The sequence below is a fragment of the Burkholderia sp. MSMB1459WGS genome (assembly GCF_001534535.1).
In the GTDB taxonomy this organism is placed as follows: domain Bacteria; phylum Pseudomonadota; class Gammaproteobacteria; order Burkholderiales; family Burkholderiaceae; genus Burkholderia.
In genome coordinates, this window is sequence record NZ_LPMU01000061.1 from 1 (window position 1) to 23,936 (window position 23,936).

Below are 23,936 nucleotides of genomic sequence, written 5' to 3' on the forward strand. Positions count from 1 at the left end.
GCGGGCGAAGCGCCGCGCGCGCCGGATGCGCCGGTCGATTACGACAAGGCGGCCGCTCCGGCGCCTGCGTCGGCAACGGCGACGAACGGGTAAGCACGGAGAAGGGCGGGCGCGGTATGCCGCGCCTCGCTTCGAAGCGGCTGTATGCGAAAACGAAAACGCCGCGGACGAAAGTCCGCGGCGTTTTCTTTTGCGCCGGCGAATCGTGCGGAAAGAAGGGCGTCGATGTCGTGACGATGCGTGCGCCGCGTCGCATTGCGTTCGTGCAATCACACCGATCGCGCCATCACACCGATCACGCCATCACACCGATCACGCCATCACACCGATCACGTCGATCGCATCGATCACGTCGATCACACCGTCAGTCGGCATGGCGCATCGTGCATCCGGCGACCCGCCTGCCCGCGTGAAGCGGGATCGCCCGGCACCGTGTCGGGTCCTGCACCCCGAAACAAAAACGCCACGGCATGCCGTGGCGTTCGTCGTTACCGCTTCGCGCCGTCGTCCGGCGCGGCGCGATCAGTGGTGCGCGTCGGCGGGACGCCCGTCGAAGTCGTGTCCGGCGCGCCGAATCTCGCAGCGTGCATCCTTTTCGCCTTTCACGCCGTTGAACACGATGTTCAGGATCACGGCCGTGGCCGATGCGAGCAGGATGCCGCTGTGCAGGATCGGCGCGAGCGCCGGCGGCAGCTTCGAGAAGAAGTGCGGCGACACGACCGGCACGAGGCCCATGCCGACGCTCACGGCGACGATGAACAGGTTGTGCGAGTTGTTCACGAAGTCGACCTTCGACAGCACCTTGATGCCGTTCGCGGCGACCATCCCGAACATCACGATGCCCGCGCCGCCGAGCACGAACGGCGGCACCGACGCGACGACCTGCGCCATCTTCGGGAACAGGCCGAGCAGCACGAGGATCACGCCGCCCGTCGCACACACGAAGCGGCTCTTCACGCCCGTCACGCCGATCAGGCCGACGTTCTGCGAGAACGACGTATGCGGGAACGAGTTGAAGATGCCGCCGATCAGCGTGCCGAGACCGTCGACGCGCAGGCCGCGCACGAGGCGCTCCTGGTTGACCGGACGATCGACCATGTCGCCGACCGCGAGGAACATGCCGGTCGATTCGATGAACGTGACGAACATCACCGTGACCATCGTCACGATCGACAGCGGATCGAAGTGCGGCAGGCCGAAGTGGAACGGCATCACGAAGCCGACCCACGGCGCATGCGCCACGCCGTCGGTGTTCACGCGGCCGATCGCGAACGCGATCACGAAGCCGGCGACGATGCCGAGCAGCACCGAGATGTTCGCGATGAAGCCGCGGCCGAACTTGTTGATCAGCAGGATCAGCGTGAGCACGAGCAGCGACAGGCCGAGATAGACCGGGCTGCCGTACTCGGGGTTGCCGACGCCGCCGGCCGCCCAGTTGATGCCCACTTCCATCAGCGACAGCCCGATCACGGCGATCACCGTACCGACGACCACGGGCGGGAAGAACCGCAACAGCTTGCCGATCATCGGCGCGAGCACGATGCCGATGATGCCGGCGGCGATGGTCGAGCCGAAGATGTCGAGAATGCCGAGGCCGGGGTTCGTGCCGATCGCGATCATCGGGCCGACCGCCGCGAACGTGCAGCCCATGATGACGGGCAGGCGGATGCCGAAGATCCACAGGCCGAGCGTCTGGATCAGCGTGGCGATGCCGCACGAAAACAGATCGGCGCTGATCAGGAACGCGATCTGGTCTTTCGGCAGCTTGAGCGCGGCGCCGACGATAAGCGGCACGGCGACGGCGCCGGCGTACATGACGAGGACGTGCTGCAGGCCAAGCGTTACCAGCTTGCCGGTCGGCAGCACCTCATCGCACGGATGGACCGTGTTCGATTGCATCTGTCTCACTCCATGATCTTGTTTTCGGGGTGATACGAAGTTATTCGGAATGTGTCCATGCAACAAGAGCACTGGGTTCTATTCCGCTCTTTGCTGGTTCGATATGCCATTTCGGCATGGAGCCGGGGATCGATCATCGGGAAACTGCCGCGGGAGTGAGGTGTACCGGTTTTATAGCGCTTCAAAATAGCGCCGGCCCCCATGTCAAATATGGGTCGCTTTATGGTGTGTATCGGGCGGCCCGCATAGTGGCAAAAAGCGGGGTGGGGAAATCGCGCCGGGTTAACCCGCGAACGGCCGCTTTCGCGTGCAAGGTGCAGCCCGGTGGAGCGCCTCGACCCGACCGCACTTTCGATGCGCCGAAGCGGCGGCCAAAACCGGGGCGCGCGTCGCGATCCCGTTATCATCGATACCCGTTCATACGACTCCCCCTTCACGTCATGCGCCTGCTCGGAATCGACCTCGGCACCGGCTCCGTCAAACTCGTCACGCTCGATGCCGACGGCGTCGAGCGGGCGGTGGCGAGCGAACCTTATGGGTTGTCGTCGCCGCAGCCCGGCTGGGCGGAAATCGCGCCCGACACGTGGTGGCAGGCGCTCGTGCGCGCGGCCGCGCGGCTGCCGGCCGACGAGCGTGCGCAGGTGGCGGCGATCGGTTTTTCGGGCCAGATGCATGGTGTCGTGCTGATCGACGCGGCCGGCCAGCCGGTGCGACCCGCGCTGCTGTGGCCCGACACGCGCGCGGCGCGCGAGGCGGAGGCGGCCGGCTGGCCGGCGTCCGGATCGCCCGTCGCACCGAACCCCGTGGCGCCCGGCATGGCGGGCCCGCTGTTGCGCTGGCTGGCGACGCACGCACCCGATGCGCTGCGTGCCGCGCGCTGGGCCGTGCAGCCGAAGGACTGGCTGCGCATCGCACTCGGCGGCGACGTGGCGGCCGATCCGAGCGACGCGTGCGCCACCGCGCTCGCGACGCCCGACGGTGCGTGGGATATCGCGTTGATCGACGCGCTCGGCCTGCCGGCCGACCGCTTCGCGCCGGTTCATGCGTCCACCGCGCGCTGCGGCGTGCTCGGCGCGCAGGCCGCCGCAGCGCTCGGCCTGCCGGCCGGCGTACCGTTGGCGACGGGCGCGGCCGACACCGCGTGCGCGGCGCTCGGCAGCGGGCTGGCCGCGGCAGGCGATGCGCTGCTGACGACCGGCAGCGGCGGGCAGATCGTCGTGCTCGCGGATGCGCTGCCGCCCGCGCGGCGCGGCTTGCATCGCTATCGTGCGGCGGCGGGCGGCGGCTATTACACGATGGCGGCGATGCAGAACGTCGGGCTCGCGCTCGAAGCCGTGCGCGGCTGGCTCGGCTACGCGCGCTGGGCCGATGCGTATGACGACGCGTTCGCGCAGCCGGCGTCCGAACGGCTGTGCTTCCTGCCGTACCTGACCGGCGAGCGTTCGCCGTGGATGAACCCCGATGCGCGCGGCGGCTGGCTCGGCCTCGGGCTCGGCGATACGCGCGGGGCGATGATGCGCGCCGCGTTCGAAGGCGTCGCGTTCGCGTTGCGCGCGGGGCTCGATGCGATCCGCGAGGCCGACCGCGGCGACGCGGTGACGACGCTCCGCCTCGCGGGCGGCGGCTCGGTCGATCCGCGCTGGCGCCAGTTGCTCGCCGACGCGCTCGGCGCATCGCTGCAGGCGATCGATTGCCCGAACGCCGCGACGCGTGGCGCGGCGCTGCTCGCGGGCGTCGCGATCGGGCATTGGCGCGAGGATGCGTTGCACGCGCTGGCGCCGAGCGCGTCGCCGGTTGCCGCGCCGCACGACGACCGCCTGCTGGCTGCGCGCCACGCGCGCTTCGTCGATCTGTACGCGCGCACGGATGCATGGTTCACGACGGGCGTTTAAACTCGGGCACTTGTTCTTTTGCGTCAGCGATGACGCATCCTGGCAAGCCGGCGACCGTTTCCCGCACGCGATGCGCGGCGGGAGCAGCCATCATGGCGAGCACGAGATTCTTGTGCCGTGCCGCGCGGCACGGCTTCGACCGATTTGCACGAACCCCTGCAGGCGCCGCACGCCGGCTCGGGCCGATCTCACAGACATACAGGAGTGACACGATGAAAACGAAAGCCGCGATTGCATGGAAGGCGGGTGCGCCGCTGACGATCGAGGAAGTCGATCTCGAAGGGCCGCGCGCCGGCGAAGTGCTGATCGAAGTGAAGGCGACGGGCATCTGCCACACCGATTACTACACGCTGTCGGGCGCCGATCCGGAAGGGATCTTCCCGGCGATCCTCGGCCATGAAGGCGCGGGCGTGGTGGTCGACGTCGGCCCCGGCGTCGGCACCGTGAGAAAGGGCGACCACGTGATTCCGCTCTACACGCCCGAATGCCGCGAGTGCAAGTTCTGCCTGTCGCGCAAGACCAACCTGTGCCAGAAGATCCGCGCGACGCAGGGCAAGGGCCTGATGCCGGACGCGACGTCGCGCTTCTCGCTCGACGGCAAGCCGCTGTTCCACTACATGGGCACGTCGACGTTCTCGAACTACATCGTCGTGCCGGAGATCGCGGTCGCGAAGGTGCGCGAGGACGCGCCGTTCGACAAGATCTGCTACATCGGCTGCGGCGTGACGACGGGCGTCGGCGCGGTCGTGTACTCGGCGAAGGTCGAGGCCGGCGCGAACGTCGTCGTGTTCGGCCTCGGCGGAATCGGCCTGAACGTGATCCAGGGCGCGAAGATGGTCGGTGCGGACAAGATCATCGGCGTCGACATCAACCCGAAGCGCGTCGAGCTCGCGAAGAAGTTCGGGATGACGCACTTCATCAACCCGAACGAAGTCGAGAACGTCGTCGACCACATCGTGCAGCTGACCGACGGCGGCGCCGACTACTCGTTCGAATGCGTCGGCAACGTGAAGCTGATGCGCCAGGCGCTCGAGTGCACGCACAAGGGCTGGGGCCAGTCGTTCATCATCGGCGTGGCCGCGGCTGGCGAGGAAATCGGCACGCGTCCGTTCCAGCTGGTGACGGGCCGCGAATGGAAGGGCTCGGCGTTCGGCGGCGCGCGCGGTCGTACCGACGTGCCGAAGATCGTCGACTGGTACATGGAAGGCAAGATCAATATCGACGACCTGATCACGCACACGCTGCCGCTCGAGCGGATCAACGAAGGCTTCGACCTGATGAAGGCCGGCGAGTCGATCCGCTCGGTCGTGCTGTACTGACCGGGGGCATACCGCCATGCTCGAACTCGTTTCCTCGCATGCGTGCCACGGCGGCGAGCAGCGTTTCTACCGTCACGATTCGGCGGCCATCGGCCTGCCGATGAAGTTCTCGGTGTACCTGCCGCCGCAGGCGGCGCACGGGCGCGTGCCGGCGCTGTTCTATCTCGCGGGGCTCACGTGCACCGACGAGACGTTCGCGATCAAGGCCGGCGCGCAGCAGTACGCGGCGCAGCACGGCATCGCACTCGTGATGCCCGACACGAGCCCGCGCGGCGCGGGCGTGCCGGGCGAGACCGATGCATGGGACTTCGGTGTCGGCGCGGGCTTCTACGTCGATGCGACCGAAGCGCCGTGGTCGACGCATTACCGGATGGAGTCGTACGTGACGGGCGAGCTGCGCGAGCTCGTCGCGGCCGAGCTGCCGATCGACGGCGCGCGGCTCGGGATCTTCGGCCACTCGATGGGCGGCCACGGTGCGCTGACGCTCGCGTTGCGTCATCCGGGCCTGTACCGGTCGGTGTCGGCGTTCGCGCCGATCGCCGCGCCGACGCGCTGCCCGTGGGGCGAGAAGGCGTTCTCGGGCTATCTCGGCGCCGATCGCGAAGCGTGGAAGGCGCACGACGCGAGCGAGCTGGTCGCGCGCGCCGATGCGCCGAAGTTCGCTGAAGGTATCCTGGTCGATCAGGGGCTGGCCGATCAGTTCCTCGCGAACCAGCTGAACCCCGACGTGTTCGAAGCCGCGTGCGCGAAGGCCGGCCAGCCGCTGACGCTGCGCCGCCATCCGGGCTACGACCACGGTTACTACTTCATCTCGACATTCATCGCGGATCATCTCGCGCATCACGCGCGCGTGCTGGTGCGGTGAATATCGGCGCAAGCAGGTCACGCATCCGGTTCGCATGAAAGAACGCCGGCGCTACCCCTTCGGGCACGCCGGCGTTTTCATTGGCATCGGGCGGCGATCGCCGGGCCGCGATCAGTTGCGCCGCAACAGGCTCGCGCCGTACACGAGCGCCGACAGCGCGGTGATCCAGAAGCTCGTCGGCCAGTCGGTGTGATAGGCGAGGACGATGCCGGCCCACGCTTCGAACAGCGCGAACAGCGCGGCGAGCAGCACGCCCGTCGACAGGCGCGTCGACAGGTTCTGCGCGGCCGCCGCCGGCCCGACCAGCAGCGTGAACACGAGCAGCACGCCGACGATCTGCGTCGCCGCGGCCACCGCGAGCGCGCACACCGCGAGGAACAGCATCGACACCGTGCGCAGCGACACGCCCTTGGCTTCGGCCAGCTCGGGCTGCAGCGACGCGAACAACAGCGGCCGCGCGATCAGCGCGAGCGCGGCGAGGCTCACCGCGCCGATGCCCGCGAGCACCGCGAGGGTGTCGCGGCTGACCGCGAGCACGTTGCCGAACAGCAGCGCGGTGACCTGCGTCGCGAACGACGTGTAGAAGTGCAGGAACAGCAGGCCGAAGCCGAGCGCGCCGGACAGGATCACGCCGATCGCGACGTCGCGGCCCGCGAGCCGCTCGCCGAGCGCGCCCATCCCGATCCCGGCCGCGAGCGTGAAGCCGACCATCCCCCAGATCGGCGAGATGCCGAGCAGCACCGCGCCCGTCGCGCCGGTGAAGCCGACGTGCGACAGCGCGTGGCCGGCGAAGGTCTGCCCGCGCAGCACCAGGAAATAGCCGACGATGCCCGCGAGCACCGCGACGATTCCCGACGCCGCGAAGGCGTTGATCATGAAGTCGTATTCAAACATCGTGCGAATGCCCGGGATGGGCGTGTCCATGGTGATGATGGCCGTGTCCGCCGCCACCGCCGTGCGAATGATCGTCGTCCTCGTGTTCGTGATCGTGCTTCTCGATCTCGACGTCGCCCGACATCACGAAGATCTTGCCGTTCACGCGCATCACGTCGATCGGCGATCCGTAGAGCCGCGACAGCACGGGCTTCGTGATCACCTCGTCGACGGTGCCGAGCGCCGCGACGCCGTTGCCGAGATACAGCACGCGGTCGAGCGCGTTCAGCAGCGGATTCAGTTCGTGCGCGGAGAACAGCACGGTGATGCCGAGCTCTCGCTGCACGTTGCGCACGAGTTCGACGACGCCGCGCTGGTGGTTCGGATCGAGGCTGATCAGCGGCTCGTCGAGCAGCAGCAGCTTCGGGTTGCCGAGCAGGCATTGCGCGAGCAGCAGCCGCTGCCGTTCGCCGCCCGACAGTTCGGACAGCGGCCGGCGCGCGAGCGACGAGCCGCCGACGAGGTCGAGCACGCGATCGACGTCGCGGCGCGTGGCCGCGTTCGTGTGCGGCAGGCCCCAGCGGTGGCCGTCGGCGGCCATCGCGACGAAGTCGTAGCCGCGCATCCGGCGGTTCGCGAGGCCGCTCCTGATCTGCGGCATGTAGCCGATCGACGCGTTGCCGCGCACGACCGGCACGCCGCCGACCGACAGCGTGCCGGCCGACACGGGGATGAGGCCGAGCACCGCGCGCATCAGCGTCGTCTTGCCCGCACCGTTCGGCCCGAGCACGCCGACGAATTCGCCGGGCTCGATCGAGAAACTCACGTCGCGCAGGATCGTGCGGCCGCCCAGTTCGAGCGTGACGCGATCGACGGCGAGGGCGTGGGGAGTGACGGTCATGTCGTTACGGTCGTCCGTTACTTGCCGGCCGAAAGCGCGTTGCCGAGCGCGTCGAGCTGGCCGGCCATCCATTGCTGGAAGGTCTTGCCGGCCGGCAGCGTCTCGGTGACGCTGACGGTCGGCACGCCGCCGTCGCGCGCGACTTTCAGCATGCGCTTGGTCATCGGCTCTTCGGCCTGGCTGTTGTAGATCAGCACGCGCACCTGCTTCTTGCGCAGGTCGCCCTCGAACGCGGCGACGTCCTGCGCGCTCGCCTCGGTGTCGTTCATCGTCGCGAGCTGGAAGCGCTGGTTGCGCATGTCGAGGCCGATCGCGTCCGACATGTAGCCGAACACGGGCTCGGTGGCCGTCACGGGCACGCCCTTGTACTTCGCGCGCAGCGCGGCGACCTTGTCGTCGACGGGCTTCAGCGACGCGACGAACTTCTGCAGGTTCGCGTCGTACTCGGCCTTGTTCGCCGGGTCGGCGCGGCCGAGCTCGGCCGCGATCGCGCGTGCGGCCACGGGCATCGTCGCCGGGTCGTACCACAGATGCGGGTTGTCGCCGGCCTTCTTGCCGACGAGATCGGCGACGACGATCGTCGCGCGCTTCGCCTGCTTCGACGCGCCGAGCAACTTGGCCATCCACGGATCGTAGTTCGCGCCGTTGTAGATCACGACCTGCGCGTGCTGGAGCGCGCGGGCGGTCTTCGGGCTCGCTTCGAACAGGTGCGGATCCTGGTCGGGATTGCTGAGGATGCTCGTGACCGCGACGTGATGGCCGCCGATCTGCGAGGCGACGTCGCCGTAGAAATTCTCGGCGGCGACGACGTTGACGGTCGCGGCCTGCGCAAGCGCGGGCGCGGCGAACGACAGCGCGGCGACGGCGGCGGCCAGCCAGCGGACAGGCGACAGGGCGCGCCGCGGCGCGCGCTTCAGGGCAATGGACATGGAACTCCTCGTTGGAAGGGCGGCGCGTGCGCCGCGCGAGTCGGCGTCAGCGTTGCGCGGGCTTGCGCTTGCAGTGCCCGCACAGGCCGCTCAGCTCGACGACTTGGTGGTGGACTTCGAAACCGTGCGCGGGCCCGCTCGCGGACAACTGCTTCGCGAGGTCGCCGCCGGGAATCTCGACGGTGTCGCCGCACGCATCGCAGATCAGGAACTGGCCTTCGTGCGGCACGCCGATCTCGCAGCATGCGAAGAACGCGTTCTTCGATTCGATCCGGTGGATGAAGCCGTGCTCGACGAGGAAATCCAGCGCGCGATAGACGGTCGTCGGCGGCACGCGGCCGCGTTGCGGTTCGAGTTCCGCGAGCAGGTCGTACGCGCCGATCGGGCGCTGCGCGGCCAGCACGCGTTCGTAGACCTGGCGGCGCAACGGCGTCCACGCGAGCCCGTGCTCGGCGGCGAATGCGTCGGCCCGGGACAGCCGGGCGTCAATGGACGATGAGGTAGCCATGGCATGAAGCAGGCGCTGAAACAAAGTACAGCGATGATATAACGTATCGCCGCGCCATGCAGCGCGAATTCCGTTTCCCGCCCTTGCTTCCCGCCGTCGCTGCGTCCCTTTCACCGTCAACGCCACTGCGCCGCACCGTGCACCGCGCGCCCTTGCCGTGCGGGCGCGGCGGGGCATCGCCGGGCGCGGCCGTGCCGCAGCGCGTCATAGAAAGCCGTCATGTCGTCTTGACAGCGCGTATCGCGTATCCGATCATTCGATCACCAACAGAGCAATTGATCTGTCCGCGAGCGTTCGCTCACTTCGCGACCGTCGTGCAACAGAACGAACCGGAGACAACCAGTGAGACTGGCAGACAAGGTCGCGATCCTGACGGGCGCCGCAAGCGGCATCGGCGAGGCGGTCGCGCAACGCTATCTGGACGAGGGCGCGCGCTGCGTGCTGGTGGACCTGAAGCCTGCGAGCGGCTCGCTCGCACGGCTGATCGAGGCCAGCCCGGGCCGCGCGGTGGCCGTCACGGCCGACGTCACGCGCCGCGACGACATCGCGCGGATCGTCGCGACGGCGGTCGAGCGCTTCGGCGGCGTCGACATCCTGTTCAACAACGCGGCGCTGTTCGACATGCGCCCGCTCCTCGATGAATCGTGGGACGTGTTCGACCGGCTGTTCTCGGTCAACGTGAAAGGGCTGTTCTTCCTGATGCAGGCCGTCGCGCAGCGAATGGTCGAGCAGGGGCGCGGCGGCAAGATCGTCAACATGTCGTCGCAGGCCGGCCGTCGCGGCGAGGCGCTCGTGTCGCACTACTGCGCGACCAAGGCCGCGGTGATCAGCTATACGCAGTCGGCCGCGCTCGCGCTCGCGCCGCACCGGATCAACGTGAACGGCATCGCGCCGGGCGTCGTCGACACGCCGATGTGGGAGCAGGTCGATGCGCTGTTCGCGCGTTACGAGAACCGGCCGCTCGGCGAGAAGAAGCGGCTCGTGGGCGAAGCCGTGCCGCTCGGCCGCATGGGCGTGCCGGGGGACCTGACGGGCGCCGCGCTGTTCCTCGCGTCGTCCGACGCCGACTACATCACCGCCCAGACGTTGAACGTCGACGGCGGCAACTGGATGAGCTGACATGCCGCCGCTCGCATGCGCAACCCGGGCGGATTCGCTGCACGCGGCCGCCGCCGCACGAGGACACGCCTGATGGCCGAGATCGTCGTCGCCGGCGAGCTGCTGGCCGAATTCGTCGCCGCCGAGCGCGGCCAGGGCTTCGATACGCCGGGCCTGTTCGCCGGACCGTTCCCGAGCGGCGCGCCGGCGATCTTCGCCGATCAGGCCGCCCGGCTCGGCGCGCGCGTCGCGTATGCGGGCTGCGTCGGACGCGATGCGTTCGGCGACGCGATCGTCGCGCGGCTCGCACGCGACGGCGTCGACGTCGCGCGCATCCGCCGCGTCGCCCGTCCGACCGGCACCGCGTTCGTCGCGTATCGCGACGACGGCTCGCGCAGTTTCGTCTTCACGTTGTCGACCAGCGCGGCTGCGTGCGTGGATGCGTCCGACGTCGACACCGCGATGTTCGACGGCTGCCGCTATTTCCACGTGATGGGCTCGTCGCTGACGAGCGAATCGGCTATCGCGGCGGTGCAGCGCGGCGTGATCGAGGCCGCGCGCGCCGGCGCGAAGGTGTCGTTCGATCCGAACGTGCGGCCCGAGATGCTGAGTTTTCGGCCGATGCGCGCGGCGCTCGACGAGATGCTCGCCGCGTGCCACCTGTTCCTGCCGAGCGAAGCCGACCTGCCGTTCTTCTGCGGGCCGCAGCCGGCCGAGCGCGCGATCGCGGGCCTGCTCGCGACGCATCCGCTGCTCGAGCGCGTCGTGCTCAAACGCGGCGCGCAAGGCAGCGTCGCGTTCGATCGCGCGCACCGGGCGCAGGCGCCGGCGTTCGCGGTCGACGAAGTCGATCCGACCGGCGCCGGCGACTGTTTCGGCGGCACGCTGGTCGCGAGCCTCGTCGCGGGCCTGCCGATCGATGTCGCGTTGCGCCGCGCGAACGCGGCGGGCGCGATCGCGGTCACGCGGCGCGGCCCGATGGAAGGCAACAGCAGCGCGGCCGAGATCGACCGTTTCCTGACCGAACGAGGTATCGCATGTCCGGCCTGACGACCGTTGCCGAGCGCACGCGCACTGCGCACGCGGACACCGTGCTGCGGATGATCTTCGACGCGAACCGCGCGGACGCGCAGCGCGGCATCTATTCGATCTGCAGCGCGCACCGGCTCGTGCTGGAGGCCGCGTGCGAAACCGCGCGCACCGACGGCTCACCGCTGCTGATCGAGGCGACCTGCAATCAAGTGAACCATCTCGGCGGCTATACGGGCATGACGCCTGCCGATTTTCGCCGCGACGTCGATGCGATCGCCGCGCGCTGCGGGCTCGCGCCGTCGGCGCTCGTGCTCGGCGGCGACCATCTCGGCCCCAACCCGTGGCGGCATCGCCGCGCGGCCGACGCGATGCGCGAGGCCGGGGCGATGGTCGCCGCGTATGTCGAAGCCGGGTTCGAGAAGATCCATCTCGATGCGAGCATGGCGTGCGCGGACGATCCGGCGCGGCTCGACGATCGCACGATCGCCGCGCGTGCGGCCGAGCTGTGCCGCGTCGCGGAAGACGCGGCGGCGCGCGCCGGCGTCGCGCCCGTCTACGTGATCGGCACCGAGGTGCCGACGCCGGGCGGCGAGGTGAGCGACGATGCGATCGCGCGGATCGCGGTCACGCGCAGCGACAGCGTCGCGGCGACGCTCGACGCGCACCGCCGCGCGTTCTCGGCGGCCGGGCTCGACGACGCATGGACACGCGTCGTCGCGATCGTCGCGCAGCCGGGCGTGGACTTCGACGATCGCCACGTGCTCGACTACGACAGCGCCAAGGCAGCGTCATTGGGCGCGAGTATCCTGCAGACGCCGCGCCTCGTGTTCGAAGCGCATTCGACCGATTACCAGACCGAAGCCGCGCTCGCCGCGCTGGTGCGCGACCACTTCGCGGTGCTGAAGGTCGGCCCCGCGCTGACGTTCGCGCTGCGCGAGGCGCTGTTCGCGCTGACGTTCATCGAGGACGCGCTGATCGACGACGTCGCGCAGCGCTCGCGGTTGCGCGACGTCGTCGATGCGGCGATGCGCGCGCAGCCCGAGCACTGGGCGCCGTACTATCGCGGCGACGAGACCGCGCAGCGGCTCGCGCGCCAGTTCAGCTACAGCGACCGCATCCGCTATTACTGGCTGCAGCCGGCCGTCGCGGCCGCGGTCGAGCAACTGTTCGACAACCTCGCGCGGCAGCCGGTGCCGGAGACGCTCGTCGCGCAGTGGCTGCCGGACGTTTATGCGGCATGCCGCGCGGGCGGCCTCGCGAAGGCGCCGCGCGCATGGGTGTGCCACCGGATACGCGACGTGATCGCGCACTATGCGCGCGCGTGCGGCATGCAGCGGCCGGCATGACGGGCCGCGAAGGAAACGATGCAACACCGACGCAAGACCGACGACATTTCGAACAATCACAGGAGACATGCCATGCAACGAAAGATGCTCGACGCCGCCGCACGCTGTTTCGCCGGAGCCGCGCTCGCGACGGCGGCCTGCGCGGCGTCCGCCGGCACGCTGACGATCGCGACGCTGAACAACCCCGACATGATCGAGTTGAAGAAGCTGTCGCCGGCGTTCGAGAAGGCGAACCCCGACATCAAGCTGAACTGGGTGATCCTCGAGGAGAACGTGCTGCGCCAGCGCGCGACGACCGACATCACGACCGGCAGCGGCCAGTTCGACGTGATGGCGATCGGCACCTATGAAACGCCGCAGTGGGGCAAGCGCGGCTGGCTCGCGCCGATCACGGGGCTGCCCGCCGACTACGACCTGAACGACATCGTGAAGACCGCGCGCGACAGCCTGTCGTACAACGGCCAGCTCTACGCGCTGCCGTTCTACGTGGAAAGCTCGATGACGTTCTACCGCAAGGACCTGTTCGCGGCGAAGGGGCTGAAGATGCCCGACCAGCCGACCTACGACCAGATCGCCGAATTCGCGGACAAGCTCACCGACAAGTCGAAGGGCACCTACGGGATCTGCCTGCGCGGCAAGGCCGGCTGGGGCGAGAACATGGCGTACGTGTCGACGGTCGTGAACACGTTCGGCGGGCGCTGGTTCGACGAGAACTGGAACGCGCAGCTGACGTCGCCCGAATGGAAGAAGGCGATCAATTTCTACGTGAACCTGCTGAAGAAGAACGGCCCGCCGGGAGCGAGCTCGAACGGCTTCAACGAGAACCTGACGCTGACCGCGTCCGGCAAGTGCGCGATGTGGATCGACGCGACGGTCGCGGCCGGGATGCTCTACAACAAGCAGCAGTCGCAGGTGGCCGACAAGATCGGCTTCGCGGCCGCGCCGGTTGCCGTCACGCCGAAGGGCTCGCACTGGCTGTGGGCGTGGGCGCTGGCCGTGCCGAAGACGTCGAAGCAGCAGGATGCCGCGCGCAAGTTCGTCGCGTGGGCGACGTCGAAGCAGTACATCGAGATGGTCGGCAAGGACGAGGGCTGGGCCTCGGTGCCGCCGGGCACGCGCACGTCGACGTATCAGCGCGCCGAGTACAAGGCCGCCGCGCCGTTCTCGGATTTCGTGCTGAAGGCGATCGAGACGGCCGACCCGAACGATCCGTCGCTGAAGAAGGTGCCGTACACGGGCGTGCAGTACGTCGGGATTCCTGAATTCCAGTCGTTCGGCACGGTGGTCGGCCAGTCGATCGCGGGCGCGGTCGCGGGCCAGATGTCGGTCGACCAGGCGCTCGCCGCCGGGCAGGCGGCCGCCGACCGCGCGGTGCGGCAGGCCGGCTACAAGAAGTAACGCGCAAGCCGTCGCGCGGCTCGCATCGTGCGCCGTGGCGCACGGCGCGAGCCGGCGAAGCCGACAGGCGGGCAGGCCGTTCGCGCCCGCGCATCAACCGGAGGGACTCCGATCATGCGTCACCTGCGTCTTCCCCTGAGTCACGCGCCGTCGGTCGGCGACGCGTCGTCGCCGCCCGGCGCGCCGCGCCGTGCGCGCGCCGGCGCGAGCTGGCTCGTGTCGCCGTCCGTCGCGGTGCTGCTGCTGTGGATGTCGATTCCGCTCGCGATGACGATCTGGTATTCGTTCTCGCGCTACAACCTGCTGAACCCGGACGTGAAGGGCTTCGCCGGGCTCGACAACTACCGTTTCCTCGCGACCGATCCGTCGTTCCTGCCCGCGATCTGGCACACGCTCGTGCTGATCGGCGCGGTGCTCGCGATCACCGTGGTCGGCGGCGTGCTGATGGCCGTGCTGTTCGACCGCAAGTTCTACGGGCAGGGCATCGCGCGCCTGCTTGCGATCGCGCCGTTCTTCGTGATGCCGACGGTGTCCGCGCTGATCTGGAAGAACATGATCCTGCATCCGGTGTACGGGCTCGTCGCGAACGCGATGCGCGCGCTCGGGATGACGCCGATCGACTGGTTCGCCGATTACCCGTTGACTGCGGTGATCATCATCGTCGCGTGGCAGTGGCTGCCGTTCGCGTTCCTGATCCTGTTCACCGCGATCCAGTCGCTCGACCAGGAGCAGAAGGAAGCCGCGCGCATCGACGGCGCCGGCCCGGTCGCGATGTTCTTCTACATCACGCTGCCGCACCTGAAGCGCGCGATCGCCGTGGTCGTGATGATGGAGACGATCTTCCTGCTGTCGATCTTCGCGGAAATCTATACGACGACGGGCGGCGGCCCCGGCGACGCGACGACCAACCTGTCTTACCTGATCTACGCGCTCGGCCTGCAGCAGTTCGACGTCGGCCTCGCGTCCGCGGGCGGCATCATCGCCGTCGTGGTCGCGAACGTCGTGTCGTTCTTCCTCGTGCGGATGCTCGCGCGCAACCTGAAGGGGGAGTACGAGAAATGAGCGACCTGACCTTCGAAGGCCGGCGCACGCCGGCCGTGTTCGACCTCGTGCGGCGCGCGCTGCCCGGCACGCTCGCATGGCTGATCGCGCTGCTGCTGTTCTTCCCGATCTTCTGGATGGCGATCACCGCGTTCAAGACCGAGCAGCAGGCGTACGCGTCGACGCTGTTGTTCATGCCGACGCTCGACAGCTTCCGCGAGGTGTTCGCGCGCAGCAACTACTTCGCGTTCGCATGGAATTCGGTGCTGATCTCGGCCGGCGTCACGGTGATCTCGCTGCTGTTCGCGGTGCCGGCCGCGTACGCGATGGCGTTCTTCCCGAACCACCGCACGCAGAAGGTGCTGCTGTGGATGCTGTCGACGAAGATGATGCCGTCGGTCGGCGTGCTGGTGCCGATCTACCTGCTGTGGAAGAACTCCGGGCTGCTCGACACGGTGTCGGGGCTCGTGATCGTCTACACGCTGATCAACCTGCCGATCGCGGTATGGATGACCTTCACGTACTTCAACGAGATCCCGAAGGACATTCTCGAGGCCGGGCGCATCGACGGCGCGTCGACGTGGCAGGAGATCGTCTACCTGCTGATGCCGATGGCGCTGCCGGGGCTCGCGTCCACTGCGCTGCTGCTCGTGATCCTGTCGTGGAACGAGGCGTTCTGGAGCATCAACCTGTCGAGCTCGAACGCCGCGCCGCTGACCGTGTTCATCGCGTCGTACTCGAGCCCCGAAGGGCTGTTCTGGGCGAAGCTGTCCGCCGCTTCGCTGCTCGCGGTCGCGCCGATCCTGATCGTCGGCTGGCTGTCGCAGAAGCAGCTCGTGCGGGGGCTCACGTTCGGGGCGGTCAAATGAGGAGGCCAAGCGCAGGGACGAACGTGCTGATCTGCGATTGCGACGGCGTGCTGATCGACAGCGAGGCCGTGGCCGCCGACGTGATCGTGCGCGAACTCGATGCGCGCTGGCCGGGCGTCGATGCGCGGCCGGCCGTGATGCCGCTGCTCGGGCTGCGCATCGAGCGCGTGCTGGCAGGCGCGAGCGACGCGGTGGGGCGCACGCTGTCGGCCGACGACGTCGACGCGATCCGCCGCGCGGTCGAGGCGGCCGCCGTCAACGCGCCGATGGTCGACGGCATCGATGCGGCACTCGAGGCGATCGAGCTGACGACCGCCTGCGCGAGCAACAGCTATCGCGCGTACGTCGAAGCGGCGCTCGCGCGCACCGGGCTCGCGCGCTTTTTCGGCGACCGGCTGTTCTGCGCGGATTCGGTCGCGCGGCCGAAGCCGGCGCCGGACGTGTATCTGGCTGCCGCGCGCACGCTCGGCGCGGCGCCCGCGAACTGCCTCGTCGTCGAGGACAGCGTGACCGGCATCACCGCGGCGGCCGCGGCCGGCATGACCGTGCTCGGCTTCGTCGGCGGCGGGCACGCGTCGGCCGCGCAGATCGACGCGCTGCGCGGCATCGGCGCGCGCCACGTATTCGACGACATGCACGAGCTGCCCGGCTACGTCGCGCGCTGGCAGGCGACGGGCGCGGTGCTGCCGAACTAGCAACGATCGAGCGCCGCCGGCCAGGCGGTGCATCACGAACGAACGGAGACAGATCATGGCAAGCGTGCTCCTGCGCAACATCGCGAAGCGCTACGACGACACCGAAGTGCTGCGCAACGTGAACCTCGACATCGCCGACGGCGAATTCGTCGTATTCGTCGGGCCGAGCGGCTGCGGCAAATCCACGCTGATGCGGATGATCGCCGGCCTCGAAGACATTTCGAGCGGCGACCTGCTGATCGACGGCGCGAAGGTCAACGACGTGCCGAGCGCGAAGCGCGGCATCGCGATGGTGTTCCAGTCGTATGCGCTGTACCCGCACATGACGCTGTACGACAACATGGCGTTCGGCCTCAAGCTCGCGGGCGCGAAGAAGCCCGAGATCGACCAGGCCGTGAAGCAGGCCGCGAAGATCCTGCACATCGATCACCTGCTCGACCGCAAGCCGAAGCAGTTGTCCGGCGGACAGCGGCAGCGCGTCGCGATCGGCCGCGCGATCACGCGCAAGCCGAAGGTGTTCCTGTTCGACGAACCGCTGTCGAACCTCGACGCCGCGCTGCGCGTGAAGATGCGGCTGGAATTCGCGCGGCTGCATGACGAGCTGAAGACGACGATGATCTACGTGACGCACGACCAGGTCGAGGCGATGACGCTCGCCGACAAGATCGTCGTGCTGTCGGGCGGCGCGGTGCAGCAGGTCGGCACGCCGAACACGCTGTATCACGCGCCGGCGAACCAGTTCGTCGCGGGCTTCATCGGCTCGCCGAAGATGAACTTCCTGAAGGGCACGGTCGAATCGGCCGATGCGACCGGCGTGCTCGTGCGGTTCGATAGCGGCGAGACGCAGCGTGTCGCGGTCGACGCGGCCGGGCTGCAGCGCGGTGCGGCCGTGACCGTCGGCGTGCGGCCGGAGCACCTGCTGGTCGATGCGGCGGCGGCCGGCGTCGCCGCGCGGACGATGGCCGTCGAATCGCTCGGCGACGCGGCGTATCTGTATGCGGAGTCGGCCGTCGCGCCGGACGGGCTGATCGCGCGAATTCCGCCGCTCGACACGTATCGCACCGGCGAGGCGCTGCGCGTGCATGCGCTGCCCGAGCACTGCCATCTGTTCGACGAGCACGGGCAGGCGTTCCGGCGGCTGAGCGCGCACGCGAAGGCGGCTTGACCGCCGCGCGCCGGTTACAACCGCAAATGCTCGGCCATGTAGTCGACGAACGCGCGCAGCTTGGGCATCGGATGGCGGCCTGACGGCCACAGCACGTAGAACGGCGTGCGGCTCGCGACGTGGTCGTCGAGCACCGCGCGCAGCCTGCCGTCGGCGAGCGTGTCGCGTACGAAGAACTCGGGCAGGCATGCGATGCCGAGCCCGCGCAGCGCGAAGCACAGGCGCGTCTCGGCGTTGTTGCTGACCATCGAGACGGGTACCTCCGGCGGCGTGCCGGTGCGCGGCGCGCGCAGCGGCCAGATCTCGAGCTTGCCGCTGCTCGGGAAGCGGTAATGCAGGCAGCGATGCTGCGCGAGATCGGCCGGCGTGCGCGGCGCGCCGTGCCGGTCGAGATAGTCGGGCGACGCGACCAGGTGCTGGCGGAAGTGGCCGAGCAGCCGCGACGACAGTCGCGAATCGGTCGGCCGGCCGGTGCGCAGGACCACGTCGAAGCCTTCGTCGATCACGTCGACGATCCGGTCGCTGAAATCGATGTCGAGCTCGATCTCCGGATACGCGGCCATGAAATCGGCGAGCACCGGCAACAGCAGCGTGCCGATCGTCGGCAGGCTCACGCGCAGCCGCCCGCGCGGCGCCTCGACGCTCTGCGTCAATTCCCGCTCGGCCGCGTCGATTTCGGCGATCACGCGCCGGCACCGTTCGAGAAAGCGCGCGCCTTCGGCCGTCAGCGTGATGCTGCGCGTGCTGCGGTGAAAGAGCCGCACGTTCAGGCGCGCCTCGAGGCGCGCGATGCGCTTGCCGATCGCCGACGCCGACAATCCGAGCGCGCGGCCGGCCGCGACGAAGCTGCGCGTTTCCGCGACCTGGACGAACACGACGAAACCGCCAAGATTTTCCATGCAGGGCCTCGATTACGGACATCGATGTCCGGAGTGTCCGGAACTCTAACCCGGTTTTTCTTCCGGTGCCGGCTCCTTACGATGGGCGTTCCTTCACTGTTCGAGGTCACGCCATGTCATCGCTGCCTGTCACCACGCACCGCAGGGAACCGGACGCCGCGCTGCGCGCGCGGCTCGACGCCGTGCTCGATCGCGCGCTGGCCGACGCGCGCGTGGTCGGCGCGGTCGTGCTGGTCGCGCGCGACGGCGAATTGCGTTATGCACGCGCGGCCGGGCTGGCCGACCGCGAAGCCGGCACGCCGATGCGCGAGGACACGCTGTTCCGGCTCGCGTCGGTATCCAAGCCGATCGTGACGGCCGCCGCGATGCGGCTGGTCGCGGCATCGAAGATCGGGCTCGACGAACCGGTTGCGCGCTGGCTGCCCGCATTCACGCCGACGCTCGCGGGCGGCGCGCCTGCCGACATCACGCTGCGCCATCTGCTGTCGCACACGGCCGGGCTCGGCTATCGCTTCCTCGAAGCCGACGCCGACGGGCCGTATGCGCGCGCGGGCGTGTCCGACGGCATGGACGTCGCCGGACCGTCGCTCGCGGAGAACGTGCGGCGCGTCGGCGGCGTGCCGCTGCGGTTCGCGCCCGGCACATCGTGGCACTACTCGCTCGCGACCGACGTGGTCGGTGCGCTGATCGAGGCGGTCGACGGCCGGCCGCTCGCCGACGCCGTGGCGGCGCTCGTGACGGCGCCGCTCGGGATGACCGACACGGCGTTTTTCACGCATGACGCGGCGCGCCTGGCGACGCCTTACGTCAGTACGCCCGGCGTGCCGCGCCGCATGACCGACGACGATCTCGTCCCGGTGTACGAGGGTACGGTCGGCATCCGTTTCGCACCGGCGCGCGCGTTCGACGCGGCCGCGTGGCCGTCGGGCGGCGCCGGGATGATCGGTACGGCGGCCGACTGCATGACGCTGCTCGATACGTTGCGCACCGGGCGCGACGGTTGGCTCGCGCGCCGCTGGATCGACGAGATGTCGCGCGTTCAGCCGGGCGCGCACGATCTGCCGGACGCGCCGGGGTTCGGCTTCGGACTCGGCTTTTCCGTGCTGCATGACCCGGTGGCCGCGCAATCGCCGGAATCGGTCGGCACGTGGCGCTGGGGCGGCGCCTACGGGCATGCGTGGTTCGTCGACCGGGCGGCCGGGCTGACGGTGGTGGCGCTGACCAATACGTTGTACGAAGGGATGCACGGGCGCATCGTCACCGACGTGCGCGATGCGGTGTATGGCGTCGACGACCGGAGTGCGCAATGAGCGAGTGCATATCCGTCTCCAGCCGCGCCGTCGATCGGGCTGCCGATCCGTCCACGCCGGCCCGTGCTCACCTGCCTGTCGCGAACCTGCTTGCGCTGGCCACCGCCGGCTTCATCACGGTGCTCACCGAAGCGCTGCCGGCCGGCCTGCTGCCGCCGATGAGCGCCGACCTGCGCGTGACCGAGGCGCTGATCGGCCAACTGGTGACCGCCTACGCGCTCGGCTCGATCGTCGCGGCGATTCCGCTCGTCGCCGCGACGCGCGCGATGCGCCGGCGCCGCCTGTTGCTCGCGGCGCTGGCAGGCTTCGTCGTGTCGAACGCGCTGACGGCCGCGTCGCCGTATTACGCGCTCACGCTTGCGGCCCGGTTCGTCGCGGGGATGTCGGCCGGACTGCTGTGGGCGCTGCTGGCCGGCTATGCGAGCCGGATGGTCGACCCGTCGCTGCGCGGCCGCGCGATCGCGGTCGCGATGCTCGGCATACCGGCGGCGATGTCGATCGGCATTCCGGCCGGCACCGCGCTCGGCGCGACGTTCGGCTGGCGCATCGCGTTCGCCGGTATTTCGGCCGCGGCGCTCGCGCTGATCGGCTGGATCCGCATGCGCGTACCCGACTATCCGGGCCAGCAGGCCGGCGCGCGCGAGCCGGTGCTCGGCGTGATGACGCTGCCCGGCGTGCGCCCGGTGCTGACGGTGATGTTCGCGTACGTGCTCGCGCACAACATGCTGTACACGTACGTCGCGCCGTTCCTCGCGGGCGTGCGGATGGGTACGCAGGTCGATGTGGTGCTGTTCGTGTTCGGCGTCGCGTCGCTCTTCGGCATCGCGCTGACGGGCGCATGGATCGGCGCCGCGCAGCGACGCCTCACGCTCGCGAGCATCGCGCTGTTCGCGCTGGCGGCGGCGATGCTCGGCGCCGGTTCCGGGATGACGACCGTCTATGCGGGCGTCGTGCTGTGGGGGCTCGCGTTCGGCGGCGCGCCGACGCTGTTCCAGACGGCCACCGCGAACGCGGCGGGCGAATCGGCCGACGTCGCGCAGTCGATGCTCGTGACGGTGTGGAATCTGGCGATCGCCGGCGGCGGCATCGCGGGCGGGATGCTGCTCGGCGCGACGGGCGCCGGCGCGATTCCGTGGGTGCTCGTCGCGCTGCTGGCGCTGGCATGGGTCGGCGCGTGGCGTGCACGCCGGCATGCGTTTCCGGCGCCGGGCGCGGCCTGAGCCGGCGCGTGCGACGGCGGCGTCAGGCCGCCTTCGCGGCGAGCGCGGCGCGCGCGCAGGTTTCGTCGGTGACGAGCCCCGACAGCCAGCCGCCGCGCAGCGCGGCAATCACCGCGTCGTGTTTCTTCGGGCCGCCGGCGAACGCGATCGTCGGCCGCTTCGGCGGCGTGGCGAGCGCGACGCTCGTCACGCGTGCGCTCGTCGACACGGTGATCTGCGTGCCGTGCGCGTCGATCGGCACGCCGAGCAGTTCGGCCACCGCGCCGAGCGCGGTCATCTCGTCGCGCTCCTGCTCGGTGATGAAGCCGTCTTCGTAGAGCGGGCAGTGCGGACCGATGTTGCCGATCCCGACGAACGCGACGTCCGCCTCGCCCGACAGCGCCTCGACGATCCGGTACAGCCGGTGATTGCACCACTGCGCGCGCTCGGCGTCGCTGTCGGCGAACAGCGGCGCGGGCAGCAGGAAATGCTTGCTGCCGGTTTTCTCGGAGATGTACTGCGCGACGTCGTAGCGGTTCGACGAGCCGTCGGCCGCGATCGCGCCGACCATCGACACGAGCCGGTGCTGCGGGCGGTCGATCTGCGCGATCTGCGCGACCGCGGCCTTCAGCGTTCGGCCGCTGCTGACCGCGATCACCATCGGCCGCGTTTCGTTCAGGTAGCGCTCCATCACCTGCGCGCCGGCGACCGCGAGCTTGCGGTCGATCGCGTCGGGCGCATCGGCGTCGACGGGCACGACTTCGCACATCGCGAGGCCGTAGCGTTTCGACAGCTGCGCGCCGAGATCGAGACAGTCGGCGAGCCGGTGATCGACGCGCACGCGGATCAGGTTCTTCTCGACCGCGAACGCGACGAGGCGCTGCGCGACGGGGCGCGACACCTGCAGTTTTTCGGCGATTTCGTTCTGCGTGTCGCCCGCGACGTAATAGAGCCACGCGGCGCGCGTGGCGAGATCGAGTTTTTCTGAGGACTTGGACACGATAGCGATTCGGTTCGGATCTGGGGGGCCGCCCCGTGGGCCGGCCGGCGGGCCGCATGACGGCATCCACTGTACCGCATGTCGCACGCACGGCCGGCGGGCGGCCGTGCGTGCGCGGCGCCTACGCGAGCCGTGCGCGCGACGGTTCGTACAACGGCCGCACGTGACGGTACAGCGTACGGAACGCATCGAGGCGCTCGCGCAGCCGCGCATGGCGGGCGGCGTCCGGTGCGTATTCGGCGCGCACCGGCGGCTTGGTCAGCACCGTCTGCGGATCGCCGCCGACGGCTAGCCACCCGAGCCGTGCCGCGCCGAGCGCCGCGCCCGTTTCGCCGCCGCCGATCTGGCGCGTGCGCACGTTCAGCGCGTCCGCGATCAGTTGCGCCCAGAACGCGCTGCGCGCGCCGCCGCCGATCAGCGACAACTGGTCGGTTTCGACGCCGGCCGCATGCAGCGCGTCGAGGCCGTCGGCGAGGCCGAGCGTCACGCCTTCGAGCACCGCATAGCCGAGGTGCGCACGCTCGGTCGCGTGCGTCATCCCGAAGAACGCGCCTTGTGCGTACGGATCGTTGTGCGGCGTGCGTTCGCCCGACAGGTAGGGCAGGAACAGCGGCGCCGCGGCGAGCGCGTCGGCGTCGAGCGCCGCGACTTCGGCGAGCAGCGCGGGCTCGTCGGTACCGGTCAGCTTGCAGACCCAGCGCAGGCAGCTCGCGGCCGACAGCACGACGCTCATCAATTGCCAGCGATCGGGAATCGCATGGCAGAACGCATGCACGGCCGAGGCGGGATTCGGCATGAAGCGGTCGCCGACCACGCTCAGCACGCCGGACGTGCCGAGCGACACGAAGCCGTCGCCCGCGTGGATCGCACCGATGCCGAGCGCGCTCGTCGCGTTGTCGCCGCCGCCGCCCGCGACCGGGACGGCTTCCGACAGCCCGAGCTCGCGTGCGACGTCCGCGCGCAGCGTGCCGGACGGCGCGTTGCCCTCGACGATGCGCGGCATCTGCTCGCGTGTCATCCCGCACGCGGCGAGCAGCGCATCGGACCAGTCGCGGCGTGCAACGTCGAGCCACAGCGTGCCGGCCGCGTCCGACGGGTCCGACACTTTCGCGCCGGTCAGCCGGAATCGCAGGTAGTCCTTCGGCATCAGCACGCATGCGGTTGCGGCGAACACGTCGGGTTCGTGCTTCGCGACCCACAGCAGTTTCGGCGCGGTGAAGCCGGGCATCGCGAGGTTGCCGGCCAGCGCATGGAGATCGGGTGCGCGCTCGGTGAGCAGCGCGCATTCGTCGGCGCTGCGCATGTCGTTCCACAGGATCGCGGGGCGCAGCACGCGATCGTCGCGGCCGAGCAGCACCGCGCCGTGCATCTGGCCCGACAGGCCGATGCCGCGCACCTGCGCGAACGCCTGGGGGTGTCGCTCGCGCAGTGTCGCGAGCGCGGCGAGCGTGCCTTGCCACCAGTCGTCCGGATGCTGTTCGGCCCAGCGCGGATGCGGTCGCGACACCGTGAACGGCGAGCCGGCGGTGCCGACGACCGCGCCGTCCGGGGCGAGCAGCAGCACCTTCACTTCCGAGGTGCCGAGGTCGATGCCGAGATACATGTGCGATCCGTTCCGTCAGAGAGGAGCCGCTACTTTAGCCGTGCCGCGCGGCATGTGCCAAGCGGGTTCGCCCGGCTGCGCGGCCGGGCGCCGGC

22 protein-coding genes are annotated in these 23,936 nt (G+C 69.5%); 14 read left to right on the forward strand and 8 right to left on the reverse strand.

Translation table 11 applies throughout. The features are described from left to right. Positions 1-413 (forward strand): hypothetical protein (locus tag WT97_RS34770; RefSeq protein WP_218919460.1); only part of this gene is annotated, 413 nt, incomplete at its 5' end. Positions 414-522: 109 nt separating this feature from the next. On the opposite strand, the gene WT97_RS22790 is transcribed toward WT97_RS34770, so the two are convergent. Beyond that, positions 523-1,899 (reverse strand): nucleobase:cation symporter-2 family protein, encoded by a 1,377-nt coding sequence (locus WT97_RS22790; protein WP_059506709.1) that lies wholly within the window; start codon positions 1,897-1,899, stop codon positions 523-525. A gap of 440 nt (positions 1,900-2,339) precedes the next feature. Between WT97_RS22790 and WT97_RS22795 the strand changes: the two genes are divergently transcribed. From WT97_RS22795 to fghA, 3 genes are all read left to right on the forward strand, one after another. Further along, entirely contained in the window at positions 2,340-3,791 is a 1,452-nt protein-coding gene (locus tag WT97_RS22795) for a xylulokinase (protein WP_060354484.1), read from the forward strand. Positions 3,792-4,003: 212 nt separating this feature from the next. Beyond that, positions 4,004-5,110, forward strand: a complete 1,107-nt coding sequence (locus WT97_RS22800) for an S-(hydroxymethyl)glutathione dehydrogenase/class III alcohol dehydrogenase (protein WP_034208263.1) — start codon at positions 4,004-4,006, stop codon at positions 5,108-5,110. 16 nt (positions 5,111-5,126) lie between these two features. Beyond that, on the forward strand, positions 5,127-5,975 hold the full coding sequence (fghA, locus tag WT97_RS22805) for an S-formylglutathione hydrolase (RefSeq protein ID WP_059795697.1): 849 nt from the start codon (positions 5,127-5,129) through the stop codon (positions 5,973-5,975). 111 nt (positions 5,976-6,086) lie between these two features. Here the strand turns inward: fghA and WT97_RS22810 are convergent, their stop codons facing one another. Genes WT97_RS22810 through WT97_RS22825 form a run of 4 tightly spaced genes read right to left on the reverse strand, consistent with a single transcriptional unit; the run spans position 6,087 to position 9,186 of the window. Continuing rightward, positions 6,087-6,869, reverse strand: a complete 783-nt coding sequence (locus WT97_RS22810; protein ID WP_059795972.1) for a metal ABC transporter permease — start codon at positions 6,867-6,869, stop codon at positions 6,087-6,089. Further along, a complete protein-coding gene (locus tag WT97_RS22815) occupies positions 6,862-7,749 on the reverse strand; it encodes an ABC transporter ATP-binding protein (RefSeq protein ID WP_059506715.1) in 888 nt (295 codons plus the stop codon). The genes WT97_RS22810 and WT97_RS22815 overlap by 8 nt, the downstream gene beginning before the upstream one ends. A gap of 17 nt (positions 7,750-7,766) precedes the next feature. Then, on the reverse strand, positions 7,767-8,678 hold the full coding sequence (locus WT97_RS22820; protein WP_060354485.1) for a metal ABC transporter solute-binding protein: 912 nt from the start codon (positions 8,676-8,678) through the stop codon (positions 7,767-7,769). A gap of 46 nt (positions 8,679-8,724) precedes the next feature. Continuing rightward, positions 8,725-9,186, reverse strand: a complete 462-nt coding sequence (locus tag WT97_RS22825; RefSeq protein ID WP_027785279.1) for a Fur family transcriptional regulator — start codon at positions 9,184-9,186, stop codon at positions 8,725-8,727. Positions 9,187-9,528: 342 nt separating this feature from the next. On the opposite strand from WT97_RS22825, the gene WT97_RS22830 reads away from it, so the two are divergent. The 8 genes from WT97_RS22830 (at position 9,529) to WT97_RS22865 (ending at position 17,830) form a co-directional block, all read left to right on the forward strand. Further along, positions 9,529-10,305, forward strand: coding sequence for an L-iditol 2-dehydrogenase (locus WT97_RS22830; protein ID WP_060354486.1), 777 nt, complete (start codon positions 9,529-9,531; stop codon positions 10,303-10,305). 72 nt (positions 10,306-10,377) lie between these two features. Further along, on the forward strand, positions 10,378-11,334 hold the full coding sequence (locus WT97_RS22835) for a sugar kinase (protein WP_060036229.1): 957 nt from the start codon (positions 10,378-10,380) through the stop codon (positions 11,332-11,334). Beyond that, positions 11,322-12,662: a D-tagatose-bisphosphate aldolase, class II, non-catalytic subunit gene (locus tag WT97_RS22840; RefSeq protein WP_060354487.1), complete on the forward strand. Its 1,341-nt coding sequence runs from the start codon at positions 11,322-11,324 to the stop codon at positions 12,660-12,662. Before WT97_RS22835 ends, WT97_RS22840 begins: the two co-directional genes overlap by 13 nt. A 72-nt stretch (positions 12,663-12,734) precedes the next feature. Next, complete coding sequence (locus tag WT97_RS22845; protein ID WP_059504614.1) at positions 12,735-14,060, forward strand: sugar ABC transporter substrate-binding protein; 1,326 nt, start codon at positions 12,735-12,737, stop codon at positions 14,058-14,060. Between the two features lie 114 nt (positions 14,061-14,174). Continuing rightward, positions 14,175-15,122 carry a carbohydrate ABC transporter permease gene (locus WT97_RS22850; protein WP_059795707.1) on the forward strand — a complete coding sequence of 316 codons (948 nt, stop codon included), beginning with the start codon at positions 14,175-14,177 and terminating at the stop codon, positions 15,120-15,122. Beyond that, complete coding sequence (locus WT97_RS22855) at positions 15,119-15,970, forward strand: carbohydrate ABC transporter permease (protein WP_034208254.1); 852 nt, start codon at positions 15,119-15,121, stop codon at positions 15,968-15,970. The genes WT97_RS22850 and WT97_RS22855 overlap by 4 nt, the downstream gene beginning before the upstream one ends. Continuing rightward, the gene (locus tag WT97_RS22860) at positions 15,967-16,665 is read left to right on the forward strand and encodes an HAD family phosphatase (RefSeq protein ID WP_059795709.1); all 699 of its coding nucleotides are present in this window, start codon (positions 15,967-15,969) and stop codon (positions 16,663-16,665) included. The genes WT97_RS22855 and WT97_RS22860 overlap by 4 nt, the downstream gene beginning before the upstream one ends. A gap of 55 nt (positions 16,666-16,720) precedes the next feature. After that, complete coding sequence (locus WT97_RS22865) at positions 16,721-17,830, forward strand: ABC transporter ATP-binding protein (protein WP_034208252.1); 1,110 nt, start codon at positions 16,721-16,723, stop codon at positions 17,828-17,830. Between the two features lie 14 nt (positions 17,831-17,844). Here the strand turns inward: WT97_RS22865 and WT97_RS22870 are convergent, their stop codons facing one another. Continuing rightward, the gene (locus WT97_RS22870) at positions 17,845-18,729 is read right to left on the reverse strand and encodes a LysR family transcriptional regulator (protein ID WP_059504621.1); all 885 of its coding nucleotides are present in this window, start codon (positions 18,727-18,729) and stop codon (positions 17,845-17,847) included. Between the two features lie 113 nt (positions 18,730-18,842). Between WT97_RS22870 and WT97_RS22875 the strand changes: the two genes are divergently transcribed. Next, the gene (locus tag WT97_RS22875; protein ID WP_059795711.1) at positions 18,843-20,039 is read left to right on the forward strand and encodes a serine hydrolase; all 1,197 of its coding nucleotides are present in this window, start codon (positions 18,843-18,845) and stop codon (positions 20,037-20,039) included. Further along, positions 20,036-21,259: an MFS transporter gene (locus WT97_RS22880; RefSeq protein WP_059795712.1), complete on the forward strand. Its 1,224-nt coding sequence runs from the start codon at positions 20,036-20,038 to the stop codon at positions 21,257-21,259. Before WT97_RS22875 ends, WT97_RS22880 begins: the two co-directional genes overlap by 4 nt. A 22-nt stretch (positions 21,260-21,281) precedes the next feature. Here the strand turns inward: WT97_RS22880 and WT97_RS22885 are convergent, their stop codons facing one another. Together WT97_RS22885 and xylB are read right to left on the reverse strand one after the other, a co-directional pair. Then, positions 21,282-22,238, reverse strand: coding sequence for a sugar-binding transcriptional regulator (locus tag WT97_RS22885; protein WP_059504626.1), 957 nt, complete (start codon positions 22,236-22,238; stop codon positions 21,282-21,284). A 121-nt stretch (positions 22,239-22,359) separates the two neighbouring features. Further along, the gene (xylB, locus tag WT97_RS22890) at positions 22,360-23,841 is read right to left on the reverse strand and encodes a xylulokinase (RefSeq protein WP_059504628.1); all 1,482 of its coding nucleotides are present in this window, start codon (positions 23,839-23,841) and stop codon (positions 22,360-22,362) included. Positions 23,842-23,936 lie beyond the last annotated feature (95 nt).

Coding starts and splice junctions, on each gene's coding strand:
- WT97_RS22790 (WP_059506709.1), bottom strand. CDS start 1,899: ATGCAATCGAACACGGTCCATCCGTGCGATGAGGTGCTGCCGACCGGC.
- WT97_RS22795 (WP_060354484.1), top strand. CDS start 2,340: ATGCGCCTGCTCGGAATCGACCTCGGCACCGGCTCCGTCAAACTCGTC.
- WT97_RS22800 (WP_034208263.1), top strand. CDS start 4,004: ATGAAAACGAAAGCCGCGATTGCATGGAAGGCGGGTGCGCCGCTGACG.
- fghA (WP_059795697.1), top strand. CDS start 5,127: ATGCTCGAACTCGTTTCCTCGCATGCGTGCCACGGCGGCGAGCAGCGT.
- WT97_RS22810 (WP_059795972.1), bottom strand. CDS start 6,869: ATGTTTGAATACGACTTCATGATCAACGCCTTCGCGGCGTCGGGAATC.
- WT97_RS22815 (WP_059506715.1), bottom strand. CDS start 7,749: ATGACCGTCACTCCCCACGCCCTCGCCGTCGATCGCGTCACGCTCGAA.
- WT97_RS22820 (WP_060354485.1), bottom strand. CDS start 8,678: ATGTCCATTGCCCTGAAGCGCGCGCCGCGGCGCGCCCTGTCGCCTGTC.
- WT97_RS22825 (WP_027785279.1), bottom strand. CDS start 9,186: ATGGCTACCTCATCGTCCATTGACGCCCGGCTGTCCCGGGCCGACGCA.
- WT97_RS22835 (WP_060036229.1), top strand. CDS start 10,378: ATGGCCGAGATCGTCGTCGCCGGCGAGCTGCTGGCCGAATTCGTCGCC.
- WT97_RS22840 (WP_060354487.1), top strand. CDS start 11,322: ATGTCCGGCCTGACGACCGTTGCCGAGCGCACGCGCACTGCGCACGCG.
- WT97_RS22845 (WP_059504614.1), top strand. CDS start 12,735: ATGCAACGAAAGATGCTCGACGCCGCCGCACGCTGTTTCGCCGGAGCC.
- WT97_RS22850 (WP_059795707.1), top strand. CDS start 14,175: ATGCGTCACCTGCGTCTTCCCCTGAGTCACGCGCCGTCGGTCGGCGAC.
- WT97_RS22855 (WP_034208254.1), top strand. CDS start 15,119: ATGAGCGACCTGACCTTCGAAGGCCGGCGCACGCCGGCCGTGTTCGAC.
- WT97_RS22860 (WP_059795709.1), top strand. CDS start 15,967: ATGAGGAGGCCAAGCGCAGGGACGAACGTGCTGATCTGCGATTGCGAC.
- WT97_RS22865 (WP_034208252.1), top strand. CDS start 16,721: ATGGCAAGCGTGCTCCTGCGCAACATCGCGAAGCGCTACGACGACACC.
- WT97_RS22870 (WP_059504621.1), bottom strand. CDS start 18,729: ATGGAAAATCTTGGCGGTTTCGTCGTGTTCGTCCAGGTCGCGGAAACG.
- WT97_RS22875 (WP_059795711.1), top strand. CDS start 18,843: ATGTCATCGCTGCCTGTCACCACGCACCGCAGGGAACCGGACGCCGCG.
- WT97_RS22880 (WP_059795712.1), top strand. CDS start 20,036: ATGAGCGAGTGCATATCCGTCTCCAGCCGCGCCGTCGATCGGGCTGCC.
- xylB (WP_059504628.1), bottom strand. CDS start 23,841: ATGTATCTCGGCATCGACCTCGGCACCTCGGAAGTGAAGGTGCTGCTG.